The organism is Pseudomonas sp. FDAARGOS_380 (assembly GCF_002591235.1).
In the GTDB taxonomy this organism is placed as follows: domain Bacteria; phylum Pseudomonadota; class Gammaproteobacteria; order Pseudomonadales; family Pseudomonadaceae; genus Aquipseudomonas; species Aquipseudomonas salmasensis.
The window spans coordinates 2,677,658-2,693,963 of the sequence record NZ_CP023969.1; the positions used below are offsets into that span (position 1 = coordinate 2,677,658).

The 16,306-nt window shown below is 61.9% G+C and carries 17 protein-coding genes; 13 read left to right on the forward strand and 4 right to left on the reverse strand.

The window, feature by feature from the left end; translation table 11 throughout:
- Positions 1-30 precede the first annotated feature (30 nt).
- A complete protein-coding gene (locus CRN80_RS12705) occupies positions 31-714 on the reverse strand; it encodes a DNA-3-methyladenine glycosylase (RefSeq protein WP_098950274.1) in 684 nt (227 codons plus the stop codon).
- Positions 715-889: 175 nt separating this feature from the next.
- On the opposite strand from CRN80_RS12705, the gene CRN80_RS12710 reads away from it, so the two are divergent.
- From CRN80_RS12710 to CRN80_RS12770, 13 genes are all read left to right on the forward strand, one after another.
- Entirely contained in the window at positions 890-2,155 is a 1,266-nt protein-coding gene (locus CRN80_RS12710; protein WP_098950275.1) for a glutamate-5-semialdehyde dehydrogenase, read from the forward strand.
- Positions 2,155-2,799 (forward strand): nicotinate-nucleotide adenylyltransferase, encoded by a 645-nt coding sequence (gene nadD, locus CRN80_RS12715; protein WP_003194480.1) that lies wholly within the window; start codon positions 2,155-2,157, stop codon positions 2,797-2,799. Before CRN80_RS12710 ends, nadD begins: the two co-directional genes overlap by 1 nt.
- A 66-nt stretch (positions 2,800-2,865) precedes the next feature.
- Positions 2,866-3,360, forward strand: coding sequence for a ribosome silencing factor (gene rsfS / locus CRN80_RS12720; RefSeq protein ID WP_003176298.1), 495 nt, complete (start codon positions 2,866-2,868; stop codon positions 3,358-3,360).
- Between the two features lie 9 nt (positions 3,361-3,369).
- Positions 3,370-3,837, forward strand: a complete 468-nt coding sequence (rlmH, locus tag CRN80_RS12725) for a 23S rRNA (pseudouridine(1915)-N(3))-methyltransferase RlmH (RefSeq protein ID WP_003176297.1) — start codon at positions 3,370-3,372, stop codon at positions 3,835-3,837.
- 14 nt (positions 3,838-3,851) lie between these two features.
- A complete protein-coding gene (gene mrdA, locus CRN80_RS12730; RefSeq protein WP_003194477.1) occupies positions 3,852-5,750 on the forward strand; it encodes a penicillin-binding protein 2 in 1,899 nt (632 codons plus the stop codon).
- A 31-nt stretch (positions 5,751-5,781) separates the two neighbouring features.
- The gene (rodA, locus tag CRN80_RS12735) at positions 5,782-6,885 is read left to right on the forward strand and encodes a rod shape-determining protein RodA (RefSeq protein ID WP_044268991.1); all 1,104 of its coding nucleotides are present in this window, start codon (positions 5,782-5,784) and stop codon (positions 6,883-6,885) included.
- Between the two features lie 17 nt (positions 6,886-6,902).
- A complete protein-coding gene (gene mltB / locus CRN80_RS12740; RefSeq protein ID WP_054896188.1) occupies positions 6,903-7,913 on the forward strand; it encodes a lytic murein transglycosylase B in 1,011 nt (336 codons plus the stop codon).
- Positions 7,913-8,917 (forward strand): septal ring lytic transglycosylase RlpA family protein, encoded by a 1,005-nt coding sequence (locus CRN80_RS12745; RefSeq protein ID WP_032895156.1) that lies wholly within the window; start codon positions 7,913-7,915, stop codon positions 8,915-8,917. Before mltB ends, CRN80_RS12745 begins: the two co-directional genes overlap by 1 nt.
- Positions 8,918-9,100: 183 nt before the next feature.
- Positions 9,101-10,258 (forward strand): D-alanyl-D-alanine carboxypeptidase family protein, encoded by a 1,158-nt coding sequence (locus tag CRN80_RS12750; RefSeq protein ID WP_003194468.1) that lies wholly within the window; start codon positions 9,101-9,103, stop codon positions 10,256-10,258.
- Positions 10,259-10,343: 85 nt separating this feature from the next.
- Entirely contained in the window at positions 10,344-10,619 is a 276-nt protein-coding gene (locus CRN80_RS12755; protein ID WP_032895158.1) for a DUF493 domain-containing protein, read from the forward strand.
- A complete protein-coding gene (lipB, locus tag CRN80_RS12760; protein ID WP_056791936.1) occupies positions 10,619-11,266 on the forward strand; it encodes a lipoyl(octanoyl) transferase LipB in 648 nt (215 codons plus the stop codon). The genes CRN80_RS12755 and lipB overlap by 1 nt, the downstream gene beginning before the upstream one ends.
- 25 nt (positions 11,267-11,291) lie before the next feature.
- Positions 11,292-12,293, forward strand: a complete 1,002-nt coding sequence (gene lipA, locus CRN80_RS12765; RefSeq protein WP_161794304.1) for a lipoyl synthase — start codon at positions 11,292-11,294, stop codon at positions 12,291-12,293.
- Between the two features lie 157 nt (positions 12,294-12,450).
- Positions 12,451-13,383: an LD-carboxypeptidase gene (locus tag CRN80_RS12770; protein WP_098950276.1), complete on the forward strand. Its 933-nt coding sequence runs from the start codon at positions 12,451-12,453 to the stop codon at positions 13,381-13,383.
- Between the two features lie 141 nt (positions 13,384-13,524).
- Here CRN80_RS12770 and CRN80_RS12775 read toward each other — a convergent pair whose 3' ends face one another.
- The 3 genes from CRN80_RS12775 to holA all read right to left on the reverse strand — a co-directional run bounded on the left by CRN80_RS12775 (position 13,525) and on the right by holA (position 16,303).
- Entirely contained in the window at positions 13,525-14,850 is a 1,326-nt protein-coding gene (locus CRN80_RS12775) for a lytic murein transglycosylase (RefSeq protein WP_098950277.1), read from the reverse strand.
- A gap of 61 nt (positions 14,851-14,911) precedes the next feature.
- A complete protein-coding gene (gene arfA, locus CRN80_RS12780; protein WP_003176285.1) occupies positions 14,912-15,076 on the reverse strand; it encodes an alternative ribosome rescue factor ArfA in 165 nt (54 codons plus the stop codon).
- Between the two features lie 189 nt (positions 15,077-15,265).
- Positions 15,266-16,303: a DNA polymerase III subunit delta gene (holA, locus tag CRN80_RS12785; protein ID WP_032895162.1), complete on the reverse strand. Its 1,038-nt coding sequence runs from the start codon at positions 16,301-16,303 to the stop codon at positions 15,266-15,268.
- Positions 16,304-16,306: the final 3 nt, after the last annotated feature.

The following is a 16,306-nucleotide window of genomic DNA, read 5'->3' on the forward strand; positions in this document are numbered from 1 at the left end:
AGCCAGCTCCCACATGGGATGTGTCGCGGGTTAAATCAAAAAATAATCCCGGCCTTCGACCTGCCCCCGACGCAGCGGGTTCCGCGTGCAATAAGGCGCATAGCCAGCATCGACGAAGCGGTACATCAAATGCTCATCGCGCCCACTGGGGATGCCCAGGCGCGTGGTCTGGATAATCTGCGTGGGCACCTGGCCCACGTCTTCGACATACAGCAGTTCCTGATCGAAGCGCTTGGCGTCCCACATCGGCACTTTCAGGCCCAGTGCCTTGCACAGCAGCGTCTGGCCCGCACACAGCTTTTGCGAGGGGCGTGGGCTGCCGTCGGGGTTGGGGTTGTTCAACAGCATCTGCGCCAGGCTCGCCGCGCCGGAAATGTCATCGACCCAGGGATAGGCCGATTTGATCAGCACGGCATTGCCCGGGCCGTGGGCGCTGAAGTTCAGCGAATCACCGCCACGGGCGTAATACATGTAGATATGGCCACCATCCAGAAACAAAGCCTTACGCTTTTCTGTGTAGCCGAGTGAGGCGTGGCTGCCTTTTTCGGCCACGTAATAGGCTTCGGTTTCAATAATTCGCGCCGAAAGCCAGAGATCGCCCACGCGATGGCGAATGACTTTTCCGAGTAATTGGCGCGCAAGCAGTTGCGCGTCGCGGTCGAAGAAGCTATCGGGCAGGGGGCTGGCGGGGAGTTGGGGCGAAAAGTCGGGCATGGCGGTCAAGGGTTGATAAGGCTAAATGTGACCGAATCATAACAACTCTCACCTTAATTACGCCTGAACCTGGGGTTTTTACAGTTCATTTCGACCATCCGCCCCTCACCGCTGTCAGTCGGGCGGCGTCACAGCTATAATCTGCCGCTTTCCTCTTTGCCAAGACTCCCTGACCATGACTGAGTCCGTTCTTGACTACATGACCCGCCTGGGTCGCGCTGCCCGGCAGGCCTCGCGGTTGATCGCCCGTGCGAGCACTGCGCAGAAGAACCGTGCGCTGCTGGCGGCTGCCGATGCTCTGGATGCTTCGCGCTCCGAGCTGACTGCCGCCAACGAGCTGGACCTGGCCAATGGGCGCGCTAATGGCCTGGAGCCAGCCCTGCTGGACCGCCTGGCGATGACCCCGGCGCGTATCGACGACATGATCGAAGGCTTGCGTCAGGTAGCCAAGCTGCCTGACCCCATCGGTGAAATTCGCGACATGCGTTACCTGCCGTCCGGCATTCAGGTAGGCAAGATGCGCGTGCCCCTGGGCGTGATCGGCATCATCTATGAGTCGCGCCCGAACGTGACCATCGACGCCGCGAGCCTGTGCCTGAAGTCGGGCAACGCCACCATCCTGCGTGGCGGCTCCGAGGCGATCAATTCCAACCGCGCCATCGCCGGCTGCATCCAGCAGGGCCTGGCCGTGGCCGAGTTACCGGCCGAAGTGGTGCAAGTGGTGGAAACCACCGACCGTGCCGCCGTGGGCGCGCTGATCACCATGCCGGAATTCGTCGACGTGATCGTACCGCGAGGTGGCAAGAGCCTGATCGAGCGCGTCAGCCGCGATGCCAAGGTGCCCGTTATCAAGCACCTGGACGGCGTCTGCCATGTGTTCATCGACATCGCCGCCGACCTCGACAAGGCGATTCGCATCGCCGACAACGCCAAGACCCACCGCTACGCGCCGTGCAACACCATGGAAACCCTGCTGGTGCACGCCGGCATTGCCGAGCGCGTGCTGCCGCCGCTGGCTGCCATCTACCGTGACAAGTCGGTAGAACTGCGTGGTTGCGAGCGCACCCGGGCGTTGCTGGGCGCGGACGTCATCGAGGCGACCGAGCAGGACTGGTACACCGAGTACACGGCCCCGATCCTGTCGATCCGCATCGTCGACGATCTGGACCAGGCCATCGAACACATCAATACCTATGGCTCCAAGCACACCGACGCCATCGTTTCCGAGCATTTCAGCGATGCCCGGCGTTTCCTCAACGAAGTGGATTCCGCTTCGGTGATGGTCAACGCCTCGACGCGTTTTGCCGACGGCTTCGAGTATGGCCTTGGGGCGGAGATCGGTATTTCCACTGACAAGCTCCACGCACGCGGCCCGGTGGGCCTCGAAGGGCTGACCAGTGAGAAGTACGTGGTGTTTGGCGACGGTCATGTGCGCACTTGATGACTAAACGCATCGGGCTGCTCGGCGGTACTTTCGACCCCGTGCACATCGGCCATTTGCGCAGTGCCCTGGAAGTTGCGGATGCCCTTGCGCTGGATGAGCTGCGCCTGCTGCCCAATTTCCGGCCGCCCCATCGCGACACGCCGCAGGTGGCCGCCGAGCAACGCCTGGAAATGGTGCGTGTTGCCGTAGAAGGTATATCGCCGCTGGTGGTGGACGATCGCGAACTCAAGCGCGATAAACCGTCCTACACTATCGACACCCTGGAGCTGATGCGCGCCGAATTGGCCGCAGATGACCCACTGTTTCTGCTTTTGGGCTGGGACGCATTTTGCGGCCTGCCCTCTTGGCACCGCTGGGAGGAACTCCTCCAGCATTGCCACATCCTGGTTTTGCAACGCCCGGATGCCGACAGCGAACCGCCGGATGCCTTGCGCAACCTACTGGCCGCGCGGTCGGTAAGTGACCCCTTGGCCCTGACCGGGCCGAACGGGAATATTGCATTCGTCTGGCAGACCCCGCTTGCGGTGTCCGCCACCCAGATCCGTCAACTGCTGGCCAGCGGGAAGTCGGTACGTTTCCTGGTGCCTGACGCGGTCCTGGCCTACATCGATGCGCACGGGCTTTACCGTGCGTCGAACTGAAAAGGCGCGCTTGAACGCACGAACCGTGCAGCAAGCGCCCGAACATACGAGCAAAACGAGTTTTATATGACGAACAAAGACGTAAGCAAAGTTAAGCGCAAAGGCACCTTCAAAAGCGCGCCGCTGCCGGTTGAAGCCCACGTTGGCCCGGAACTGGCTGGCGAAGAGCTGGTGAAAGTCGCCGTGGCTGCCCTGGAAGACGTTAAAGCCCAGGACATCCAGGTGCTGGACGTGCGCGACAAGCAGAGCATCACCGACTTCATGATCATCGCCACCGGTACCTCCAACCGCCAGATCGGCGCGATGCTGGACAAGGTTCGCGAAGCCGTCAAAGCCCAGGGCGTCAAGCCACTGGGTGAAGAAGGCAAGGGCGACAGCGACTGGGTGCTGTTGGACATGGACGATGTGATCGTTCACATGATGACCTCCAACGCTCGCCAGTTCTACGACCTGGAGCGTCTGTGGAAAGGCGCCGAGCAGAGCCGTGCTGCCGATGGCAAGCACCACAGCCCGGAAGTAGGCCACGCGCACTTCGACAAGCTCAACAAAGACCAGGAATAAGGAACGGCTGTGCGCCTGCGTCTGATCGCTGTTGGTTCACGCATGCCCAAGTGGGTGGAAGAAGGCTGGCACGAATATGCCAAGCGTCTGCCCGCTGAGCTGTCGCTTGAGCTGGTGGAAATACCGCTCAATACCCGGGGCAAGAACGCCGACGTGGCGCGCTTTATCCGTCAGGAAGGCGAAGCCATGCTGGCCAAGGTCGGCCCCAATGAGCGCATCGTCACCCTTGAAGTGCACGGCAAGCCCTGGAGCACCGAGCAACTGGCGGTGGAACTGGATCGCTGGCGCCTGGATTCGCGCACGGTCAATTTCATGGTCGGCGGCCCCGAAGGGCTGGCGCCGGAAGTCTGTGCGCGGGCCGATCAGCGCTGGTCGCTGTCGGCGCTGACGTTGCCGCACCCGTTGGTAAGGATTCTGATCGGTGAACAGCTGTATCGCGCCTGGACAGTTCTGTCCGGGCACCCTTACCACAAATAGTCTGCGCCGCCCCGATGACCCAGCCGATCCGCATCAAGGACCACGAGAAAGACGCACGTCTGGTACGCGCGCGGGTGGTGTTCGGTGCTGTTTTGGTGGTGGTGCTGATGTGCGTGCTGATTGCGCGGCTGTATTTCCTCCAGGTGATCCAGTACGACTATCACTCCACGCTGTCGGAAAACAACCGGGTGCATGTGCAGCCGATTCCCCCGACCCGTGGGCTGATCTTCGACCGCAATGGCGTAGTGGTTGCCGATAACCGGCCCAGCTTCAGCCTGAGCATGACCCGTGAGCGTTCCGGCGACTGGAAGCAGGTGCTCGATGTCATCGTCGAGGTGCTGCAACTGACGCCGGAAGACCGGGTGGTCTTCGAGAAACGCATGCGGCAGGGGCGCCGGCCGTTCGAGCCGGTGCCGATTCTGTTCGAGCTGACCGAAGAGCAGATCGCCCGCATTGCGGTGAACCAGTTCCGCCTGCCGGGTGTGGAAGTGGTGGCGCAGTTGGTGCGGCATTACCCGCAAGGGCCGCACTTTGCCCACTCGGTTGGCTACATGGGGCGGATCAACGAGAAAGAGCTGAAAACCCTCGATCCGATCAACTACAGCGGCACCCACCATATTGGCAAAACCGGCATCGAGCGCTTCTATGAGGCTGAGCTGCATGGCCAGGTGGGTAACGAAGAAGTCGAGACCAATGCGCGTGGCCGCGTATTGCGCGTGCTCAAGCGCACCGATCCGGTGCCGGGCAAGGACATTGTCCTGAGCCTGGACATCAAGTTGCAGGAAGCTGCCGAAATGGCCCTGGGCGGTCGGCGGGGTGCCGTAGTGGCGCTGGACCCGAAAACCGGCGAAGTGCTGGCGATGGTCAGCCAGCCCAGCTTCGACCCCAACCCGTTCGTGACCGGTATCAGCTTCAAGGCCTACGCCGAGCTGCGTGATTCCATCGACCGGCCACTGTTCAACCGTGTGTTGCGCGGCCTGTACCCACCGGGCTCGACCATCAAGCCGGCGGTAGCGATTGCCGGCCTGGATGCTGGCGTGGTCACGGCTTCAAGCCGGGTGTACGACCCAGGCTATTACATGCTGCCCAACTACGACCACAAGTACCGTAACTGGAACCGCTCCGGTGACGGCTATGTCGACCTGGATACCGCAATCATGCGCTCCAACGACACCTATTTTTACGACCTGGCCCACAAGCTGGGGATTGATCGGCTGTCTGCCTACATGGGTAAGTTCGGCCTCGGTCAGAAAGTCTCCCTGGACATGTTCGAAGAGTCCCCCGGCCTGATGCCGTCGCGGGAGTGGAAGCGTGCGACCCGCCGCCAGGCGTGGTTCCCCGGCGAAACCCTGATCCTGGGTATCGGCCAGGGCTATATGCAGGCCACACCGCTGCAACTGGCCCAGGCCACGGCGCTGGTGGCGAACAAAGGCGTGTGGAACCGACCGCACCTGGCTCGGACCATCGAAGGCGAAAAACCGGTGGACGACAATCCGATTCCGGACATCGTGCTGCGTGACCCGTCCGACTGGGCCAAGGTCAACCACGGCATGCAGCAGGTGATGCACGGTGCTCGTGGTACCGCACGCAAGGCGGCAATCGGCGCGCAGTACCGCATTGCCGGCAAGAGTGGTACGGCCCAGGTGGTCGCGATCAAGCAGGGCGAAAAGTATGACCGTTCCAAGGTGCAGGAGCGCCACCGCGACCACGCCTTGTTTGTCGGCTTTGCTCCGGCGGAAGACCCGAAAATCGTGGTGGCCGTAATGGTCGAGAACGGCGAGTCCGGCTCCGGCGTCGCGGCCCCCGTGGTACGCCAGGTGATGGATGCCTGGCTGCTGGCCGACGATGGCCGGCTCAAGCCCGAGTATGGCGGCCCCCCTTCAAGCCCCGAGGTTACGGCCCGTGAAGAGTAATTTTGACCGCATCCTCTCCAGTGAAGATGTGATGCGTCGCCGTGCGACGTTGCTGCAACGCATGCACATTGATGGCCCCTTGCTGATCCTGCTGCTGACGCTGGCAGCCGGCAGCCTGTTCGTGCTGTATTCGGCCAGCGGCAAGAACTGGGACTTGCTGATCAAGCAGGCGTCCTCGTTTGGCCTGGGCCTGCTGTCGATGGTGGTGATCGCCCAACTGGAGCCGCGCTTCATGGCGCGCTGGGTGCCCTTGGGCTATGTCGCCGGCGTGTTGCTGCTGGTGGTGGTGGACGTTATGGGCCACAACGCCATGGGCGCCACACGCTGGATCAACATCCCCGGGGTGATTCGCTTCCAGCCGTCGGAATTCATGAAGATCCTGATGCCGGCCACCATTGCCTGGTACCTGTCCAAGCGCACCTTGCCGCCGCAGCTCAAGCACGTGGCGATCAGCCTGATCCTGATCGGCGTGCCCTTCGTGCTGATCGTGCGCCAGCCGGATCTGGGCACCTCGTTGCTGATCCTCGCCGGTGGCGCGTTCGTATTGTTCATGGGCGGATTGCGCTGGCGCTGGATCCTCAGCGTGCTGGCCGCTGCCGTGCCCGTGGCCGTGGCCATGTGGTTCTTCTTTATGCACGACTACCAGAAGCAACGGATCCTGACGTTCCTCGACCCGGAAAGCGACCCGTTGGGCACCGGCTGGAACATCATCCAGTCCAAGGCGGCCATCGGTTCCGGCGGAGTATTTGGCAAGGGCTGGTTGCTGGGCACCCAGTCTCACCTGGACTTCTTGCCCGAGAGCCATACCGACTTCATCATTGCGGTGATGGGCGAAGAGTTCGGCCTGGTGGGCATTTGCGCGTTGTTGCTGATCTATCTGCTGTTGATTGGTCGCGGCCTGGTGATCACGGCCCAGGCGCAGACGCTGTTCGGCAAATTGCTCGCCGGCAGCCTGACCATGACTTTTTTTGTTTACGTTTTCGTCAACATCGGTATGGTCAGTGGCCTGCTGCCGGTGGTTGGGGTGCCGTTGCCATTCATTAGCTACGGCGGAACTTCGCTGGTGACATTGCTGTCAGCGTTTGGGGTTTTGATGTCGATTCATACGCATCGCAAGTGGATCGCACAGGTTTGAATAAGGTGAAGATGTCAATGCAAGTAATGCGCGGCTGGGCGACTCGGCATGCGACCTGGATGGGCCTGATCGGGCTGCTGGGGGCAACGCAAGAGGCGCAGGCCGGTGACTACGATGGCTCTCCCCAGGTTGCCGAATTTGTCGGTGAGCTGACCCGCGACTACGGTTTTGCCGGTGAGCAACTGATGGGCGTGTTCCGCGAAGCCCAGAAAAAGCAGGCGATCCTCGACGCTATCTCCCGGCCCGCCGAACGCGTAAAGCAGTGGAAGGACTATCGCCCGATGTTCCTCACTGATGCGCGCATCGCCCGGGGCGTGGATTTCTGGCGCCAGCACGAGGCAGTCCTGGCCCGCGCCGAGCAGGAGTACGGCGTGCCGGCCCAGGTGATCGTCTCGATCATCGGCATCGAAACCTTTTACGGGCGCAACACCGGCAGCTATCGGGTGATCGACGCCTTGTCGACCCTGGGCTTCGATTACCCGCCCCGCGCTGAGTTCTTCCGCAAGGAACTGCGCGAATTCCTGTTGCTGGCCCGCGAAGAGCAGGTCGACCCGTTGAGCCTCAAGGGCTCCTACGCCGGGGCGATGGGCTTGCCGCAGTTCATGCCGAGCAGCTTTCGCGCCTATGCGGTGGATTTTGACGGTGACGGGCACATCAATATCTGGAGCAACCCTGACGATGCCATCGGCAGCGTGGCCAGCTACTTCAAGCGTCACGGGTGGGTGGCCGGCGAGCCGGTGGTTATCCGCGCCGATGTCACGGGCGAGCGCGCCGACGAGGGCCTGACCCAAGGTATCGAACCGGTCAAGACCGTTGGGGAGTTGCGAGCGCTGGGCTGGTCGAGTCAGAATGCGCCACGCGATGACATGCCGGTGACGGCATTCCGCCTGGAAGGCGCAAATGGCCCTGAATACTGGATGGGCCTGAAGAATTTCTACGCAATCACGCGTTATAACCGCAGTGTGATGTACGCCATGGCCGTGCATCAGCTGTCAGATGAGCTGGTTCAAGCACGGGGCAACAAGTAATGCGGGTATCGCCGTTCAAAAAACCGCTCAAGCTGGTGGCGTTCGCCGCGTTGTCCTTGTTGGTAGCCAGTTGTTCCACTACGCCTAACCGTGCGCCGGCCAAGAAAGCGGGCGGTGCAGTAGTCCGCGCCCAGCCGGGCCTGGACATCAACCGTGCGCACAAAGACGGCGCGCCGTGGTGGGATGTGGATGTGTCGAAGATTCCGGACGCCACGCCGACCCTGCACACTGGTCCGTACAAGGCCAACCCCTATACCGTGCTGGGCAAGAATTACTTCCCGCTGCAGGAATCCAAGACCTACGTGCAGTCGGGCACCGCGTCCTGGTACGGCACCAAGTTCCATGGCCAGAACACCGCCAACGGCGAAGTGTATGACCTGTATGGCATGAGCGCGGCCCACAAGACCCTGCCGCTGCCCAGCTATGTGCGCGTGACCAACCTGGACAACAACCGCACCGTGATCCTGCGGGTCAATGACCGTGGGCCGTTCTATTCGGACCGCATCATCGACTTGTCCTACGCGGCCGCCAAGAAACTCGGTTATGCCGAAACCGGCACTGCACGGGTCAAAGTCGAAGGCATCGACCCGGCGCAGTATTGGGCCCAGCGTGGCAAACCCGCGCCGTTGATGCTAAACGAACCGCCAACCCCGCAACCGCAAGTGACGGCCTCCACTGGCAAGATCGAGCAATGGACGCCGCCACCGGCGCAGCATGCGCCTGATACCGTGGTGGTACCGCATGCGGCAGCGGGCGCCTCCATGGCCGGTGGGCAATACCTGCAGGTCGGCGCTTTCGCCAACCCGGATGCGGCAGAACTGTTAAGGTCCAAGCTCAGCGGCATGGTCAGCGCGCCGGTCTTCATCAGCTCCATCGTGCGTAACCAGCAAACCTTGCACCGTGTACGCATGGGCCCGATCGGCTCGCCGAGCGAGGTGGCGCAAGTGCAGAACAGCGTACGCTTGGCCAACCTGGGGCAACCCAGCGTGGTCACCGCAGAATAAGCAGTAACGGTTTGATGGCTCAGGCGCGCCTGCGCGCTTGAACCCTGGTTGTTGGCTCGTTGAACAATAAAAACCCAGGGGCAAGGGGTGAGCGGGCAACCGAACACGTGACAGTCTGGAAGCGGGCTGTCTGAATAGTTTTGCCCGCGAGGGCAAGTTTCCATAAGCAATTTCGAGAGACGGATGAACATCACCACCTTAGCCAAACGTACCTGCCTGCTTATCTCGCTGATCATCACCCCAGCCGCCTGGGCGGTTGAAATGGTGCCGGCCTCCCCGCAACTGGCCGCCAAGTCCTGGGTACTCATGGATGCCGCCAGTGGCAACGTGCTGGTCGAAAACGGTGGTGATGTACGCCTGCCGCCTGCCAGCCTGACCAAGCTGATGACCGCCTACATCGCGACCCTGGAAATCCGTCGCGGCCAGATCGGCGAAAACGACCCGGTGACCGTCAGCGAAAACGCCTGGCGTACCGGTGGTTCGCGGATGTTCATCAAGGTGGGTTCGCAAGTCACTGTGAGCGACCTGCTGCACGGCATCATCATCCAGTCCGGTAACGACGCCAGCGTCGCCCTGGCCGAGCACATCGCCGGCAGCGAAGACGCCTTCGCCGACATGATGAACAAGACCGCCGGCGAGCTGGGCATGACCAACAGCCACTTCATGAACCCGACCGGCCTGCCAAACCCAGAGCACTATTCGTCGGCTCACGACATGGCGATCCTGGCGCGCGCGATCATCCGCGTTGACCCGGTGCACTACGCGATCTACTCCCAGAAGGAGTTCTTCTGGAACAACATCAAGCAGCCTAACCGCAACCTGTTGCTGTGGCGCGACAAGACGGTCGACGGCCTGAAAACCGGCCACACCGACGAAGCCGGCTACTGCATGGTGTCGTCTGCCGTACGTGATGGCCAGCGCCTGATCGCCGTGGTATTCGGCACCAACAGCGAGCAGGCCCGTGCGGCCGAGACGCAAAAACTGCTGACTTACGGCTTCCGCTTCTTCGAAACCCAGACCTTCTACCAGAAGGGTGCTGAACTGGCGACCGCGCCGGTGTGGAAGGGCGCGACTTCGCAAGTCAAGGCCGGCCTGGCCGACGACCTGACCCTGACCATGCCTAAAGGCCAGCTCAAAAAGCTCGCCGCCAGCATGACCCTGAACCCGCAATTGGTTGCGCCAATCGCCAAGGGTGATGTGATCGGTAAGGTTGAAGTCAAGCTGGACGACAAGGTGGTGCACAGCGCCGACCTGATCGCGCTGGACGCTGTCGAGGAAGGTGGTATCTTCCGTCGCGTGTGGGATAGCATCCGTCTATTCTTCTACGGCTTGTTCAACTGATTGTGTGCACCTGCAAAGCCCCGCGTTGATCCAACGCGGGGCTTTGCCCGTCGCCACGGCTTAGCGCTTACGAGGCTGTTCTGCCATGACCGATAAAGAAGTAAAGGCGCCAAAGATCGAATTCCCGGTGGTGGACTATCCCATCAAGGTAATCAGCGATACTGGTGTCGGCCGTAAAGACCTGATTCTCGGGATCGTGCGTAAACACGCGACGATCAACGATCAGCGTGTGGATGAGCGATCAAGCTCTACCGGCAAATACACCACGATCCAGTTGCACATCGTTGCGACCGGTCAAGACCAGCTCTACGACATCAACAGCGAACTGCGGGCCACCGGCTTCGTGCACATGGTGCTGTGATGTCGCACGTCCTGGGCTTTCGCGAGCTCGGCCGGATGGCCTATGAGCCGGTCTGGCATGCCATGCAGCGCTTTACCAATGAGCGCGGCACCTCGGCCCCGGATGAAATCTGGCTGGTGGAACACCCGCCGGTCTTCACCCAGGGCCAGGCCGGCAAGGCCGAGCACTTGCTGCTGCCGGGTGATATTCCGGTGGTGCAGGTCGACCGAGGGGGTCAAGTGACTTACCATGGGCCCGGTCAACTGGTGGCTTACCTGCTGCTGGACGTGCGCAAGCTGGGGTTTGGCGTGCGCGACCTGGTCAGCCGCATGGAGACGTGCCTGATCGAGCTGTTGGCCAGTTACGGCGTGACCGCCGTGGCCAAGCCCGATGCGCCAGGTGTGTACGTGGATGGCGCGAAAATCGCCTCCCTGGGGCTGCGCATTCGCCACGGTTGTTCCTTTCATGGCCTGGCCTTGAATGTGGACATGGACCTGGCGCCGTTCCGGCGCATCAACCCGTGCGGTTATGCCGGGCTTGCGATGACCCAGTTGAGTGACCATGCAACATCCATTGAATTTGCCGAGGTAAGTGCCCGGCTGCGCGCGCAGCTCGTCAAACACCTCGACTATGCAGAGCAGACGACCCTGACGGGCGGAATCGATTGATATGACTACTGATGTTGTGCAAACCATGATCCCGACGCTGGACATCACTGAGCGTCCAGCCCCGGCCCCGCGTGCCAAGGTGGAAGCCGGCGTCAAGCTGCGCGGCGCCGAGAAGGTTGCACGCATCCCGGTCAAGATCATCCCGACCACCGAACTGCCGAAGAAACCCGACTGGATTCGCGTGCGCATCCCGGTTTCGCCGGAAGTCGACCGTATCAAGTCGCTGCTGCGCAAACACAAGCTGCACAGCGTCTGCGAAGAAGCGTCCTGCCCGAACCTGGGCGAGTGCTTCTCCGGCGGCACCGCCACGTTCATGATCATGGGTGACATCTGCACCCGTCGTTGCCCGTTCTGCGACGTCGGCCACGGCCGTCCGAAGCCGTTGGACGTCAACGAGCCAGAAAGCCTGGCTATCGCCATCGCCGACCTCAAACTCAAGTACGTGGTGATCACCTCGGTGGACCGCGACGACCTGCGTGACGGCGGTGCCCAGCACTTTGCAGACTGCATCCGCGAGATCCGCAAGCTGTCGCCGAACGTGATGCTCGAAACCCTGGTGCCGGACTACCGTGGCCGTATGGACGTCGCCCTGGAAATCACCGCTGCCGAACCGCCGGATGTGTTCAACCACAACCTGGAAACCGTGCCGCGCCTGTACAAGGCTGCGCGCCCGGGTTCGGACTACCAGTGGTCGCTGACCCTGCTGCAGAAGTTCAAGCAGATGATGCCGCACATTCCAACCAAGTCCGGCTTGATGCTGGGCCTGGGTGAAACCGACGAAGAAGTCATCGAAGTCATGAAGCGCATGCGCGAACACGACATCGACATGCTGACCCTGGGCCAGTACCTGCAACCGTCCCGCAGCCACTTGCCGGTGCAGCGTTTTGTGCACCCGGACACCTTCGCCTGGTTCGCCGAGGAAGGCTACAAGATGGGCTTCAAGAACGTGGCCTCGGGCCCGTTGGTGCGGTCTTCGTACCACGCCGATGAGCAGGCCAAGCTGGTCAAGGCGAGCCTGGTTTCGTAAGCCGCCCCCAGAATCAATGTGAAATGCGGGCTTGTGTGGGAGCGGGCTTGCTCGCGAAGGCGTAGTGTCAGTCACCCGATCCATTGACTGATACGGCGCCTTCGCGAGCAAGCCCGCTCCCACATTGGGTTCTGCATTACAGATAGGGAGAACATGGATGACCGCTCTACCGAGTGCCGCCGTACCTGCACTGCCCCCCGAAGGCACCCTCGGCCTGATCGCCCCCGCCGGCCCCGCCGAGCTGGATGTTGAAAAAGCCAGGCAATGGATGCGTGCCCGTGGCTACGACCTGCATATTTTCCCGGGTGTGCACGAGCGCGACGGCTACCTGGCCGGTAGCGATGAAGTGCGCCTGCGGGATTTGCATGCCGCGTTCGCCAACCCCGACATCGATGCCATCCTTTGCCTGCGGGGCGGCTATGGCACGCCCCGTTTGCTGGATGCCGTGGACTTCGACCTGCTACGCGCCAACCCCAAGCCGTTCGTGGGCTACAGCGATATCACCGCCTTACACCTGGCGATCAACCGCTACGCGGGCTTTGTGACGTTCCACGGCCCGATGCTCAATGCCGACCTGCTCGGCGGCAAACAGCCGCCCACCGAGTCCTCCTTGTTCAGCCTGCTGCGTGGCCAACGGGGCGCTGGCAGTGTGCTGCCGCACCCGATGGCCTACCCGCTGACCACCATCGAGCCAGGTGTGGCCTGTGGGCGCTTGCTGGGCGGTAACTTGTCGATGATTGCCGCAGTCATGGGCACGCCGTACGAAATAGACGCCGATGGCATCATTCTGTTTATCGAAGACGTCAACGAACCGCTTTATCGCATCGACCGATTGCTGACTCACCTGCGGTTGGCTGGCAAGCTGGCTCAAGTTGCCGGTGTGCTTGTAGGGGATGTGGCGGGTGTGGATAACCTGGCGCTGGCGCGTCTGCTCAAGCAGACCTTTGAGCCGCTGTGCATTCCGGTGCTGGCGGGCTGGCGCAGTGGGCATTGCGACCCGAACCTGACATTGCCGATGGGCGCCTTGGTGCGCCTGGATGCGGGGGAGCAGCGGGTGGTGTTGGAGCAGGATGTAGTCTTCAAGGCTTGATCGTTCCCACGCTCTGCGTTGATCGTTCCCACGCTCTGCGTGGGAATGCCTCCAGTGACGCTCTGCGTCACCCTCTCCAGCCGCGGACGCGGAGCGTCCAAGGCCGCGCTCCCACGCAGAGCGTGGGAGCGATACAACGATCTATTGGCTCTGCAGCGACTCCAGCAACTTCACCGTCGGATACCCATCCGCCGGCCAGCCCAGCGCCTGCTGCGCCGCCCGAATCGCCTTGCGCGTGTTGGCGCCAATAATCCCGTCGGCATTACCCGCGTCGTAGCCCTTGGCGCTGAGCGCCGTCTGCAGGTCAATGCGTTGCGAGCGGCTCAATGGCAGCTCATCTTTTGGCCAACTGCCCCGAATCACACCGCCACCGCCAAATCGCTCCGACAGCAGGCCAACCGCCAGTGCATAGGACGACGAATTGTTGTACTTGAGGATCGCGCGGAAGTTATCCAGCACCAGGAACGCCGGACCACGGTAGCCGGCCGGCAGCAGCAGGGCGGCGGACAACTGGTCGACATTGGCCGGCAGGCTCACGCCAGGCGGCAGTTGGATGCCCAGTTGCAGCCATTGCGCCACGGTCTTGCGCACGCCGCCATCGGCCAGGCTGTAGTCGAAGCCCGACGGCAGCGGCTGCACTTCAACGCCCCATGGCTGGCCTTTCTGCCAGCCGGAGCTTTGCAGGTAGTGCGCGGTGGAGGCGAGGGCGTCGGACGGGCTGTTCCAGATATCGCGGCGGCCGTCACCGTCAAAGTCCACCGCATGGGTGTTATAGGTTGTCGGGATAAACTGAGTCTGGCCCATAGCGCCAGCCCAGGAACCTTTCATCTGGTCGGCCTGAATATCGCCATGCTGGATGATCTGCAGGGCTGCCAGCAGTTGCGCTTGTGCAAAGGCTGGACGACGGCCTTCATAGGCCAGGGTGGCCAGGGAGCGGATCACCGAGTTATTGCCCTGGAAAGCGCCAAAGTTGCTCTCCATGCCCCACACCGAGACCAGCGCCTGGCGGTCGACGCCATAGCGTTGCTCGATGCTTTGCAGAATATCGGCGTACTTGACCAGCAGTGCCTGACCATTGCGCACGCGCACCGGCGACAGTGCACCGTCGAGGTATTCCCACACCGGGCGGGAAAACTCCGGTTGGCTGCGGTCGGCGCGAATCACCGCCATATCAGGGGTGACACCGGCAAAAGCGTTATCGAACACGGCCGCAGTGATCCCGGCTTGCAGCGCTTGAGCACGGAAGCCAGCCTGCCATTCGGCAAAGGTCTGGGTGGGTTGGATATCGAGATTGTCCACTGCCAATGGGGCCACCACGGCGGGCGCGATAGCCGGGGCCGTCTGGAGCTTGGGCAGGGGTTGAGCGTCCGCAGCCGTGGGCTTTTCGGCGCAGGCGACGAGCAGAATGAGGCTGGAGGCAGCGATCAATTGGCGTAGGTGCCAACGACGGGAAAGACTAGAGGGCATGCACAGGTCCAGGGATTACCAATCAGGTACAGACCTTATCATGCCAGAGGGGCGCTTGCCTTCAGGCAGCCAGAAAGTAAGAAGCCTCCCAGCTATTAGACTGGAAGGCTTCGCGGCGGTAGCTGCCTTTGCCTTTGCCGGCGCGTTCCTGGCGGCTGCGGAACAAGGGCTGGGCGATGATGGATTTGGCCTTGTTGGGGCCATGCTTGGATGGCTTTTTGCTCATGGTAGGTTCTCTCGCTTGGGGGTGGAATGCAGCGGTGCAAATCATCTGCCGAAGTGGGCTGGCTGTAAAGCCCCTGTAGGAGCGAGCTTGCTCGCGAAAAACGTCAACGATAACGCGTATTTCCTGAATGAACGCGGCGCCTGTGAGTTTTTCGCGAGTAAGCTCGCTCCTACATTGGGTTTAGCGGGGTTACTCGGCAGGCAACGCCAGGCGCTGGCCTGCCATCAACAGCGACAGACGGCTTAGGCTCATCCACGGAGAACCGGCTGCCTGGCCTTTGATCTGTGCATCGATGCGCTGCGCTTCCAGCAGCAGTTGCGCCCAGCGTTGCGCCGAGTGCCGTTGCAGGGCTTTGCTCATCAGGGGTTTGCGCTTGTCCCACACCGGTGGCCGGGCCTGGCTGAAGCATTTATCCAGCGGTGTGCCCTGGCTGTATTGCAGGGCAATGTTCGCCAGCACGCGCAACTCACGGGCCAGGGCCCAGAGAATCACCGGTGGTTCCACCCCTTCGCCGCGCAGGCCTTCGAGCATGCGCAGGGCGTGGGCGGGCTCGCCGTTGAGGATGGCGTCCACCAGGCCGAACACATCAAAGCGCGCGCTATCGGCCACTGCGCCTTGCACGGTTTCGACGGTGATCTGCCCGTCTTCAGCCATCAACTTGAGCTTTTCGATCTCCTGGGCGGCGGCAAGCAGGTTGCCTTCGACCCGAGCGGCGATCAGCTCCACGGCGTCCTGTGTTGCCGCCAGGCCTGATTGGGATAGGCGCTGGCGAATCCACTGTGGCAACTGGTTGCTGTCCACCGGCCAGATCTGGATGAACTGAGTCTGTGGACCTTCGACCAGGGCCTTGCCCCACTTGGTTTTCTGCGCGCTGCCGTCGAGCTTGGGCAGGCTGATCAGCAACACGGTGTCTTCGGCAGGGCGCGAGCAGTATTCCATCAAGGCCGCCGCGCCTTTATCGCCCGGCTTGCCCGAGGGCAGGCGCAGTTCCAGAAGGCGTTTCTCGGCAAACAGCGACATGCTCGCGCCAGCTTGCAGCAGCGTGCCCCAGTCGAAACTGGCGTCGGCGCTGAACACTTGGCGTTCATCGAAACCTTGCTGGCGTGCGGCGGTGCGGATAGCGTCGGCCGCTTCCTGGCACAACAACGGGTCATCGCCGCTGACGATGTACACAGGCGCAAGGCCACCTTGCAGGTGTTTGGCGAGTTGGGCGGGGGCAAGTTTCATAGG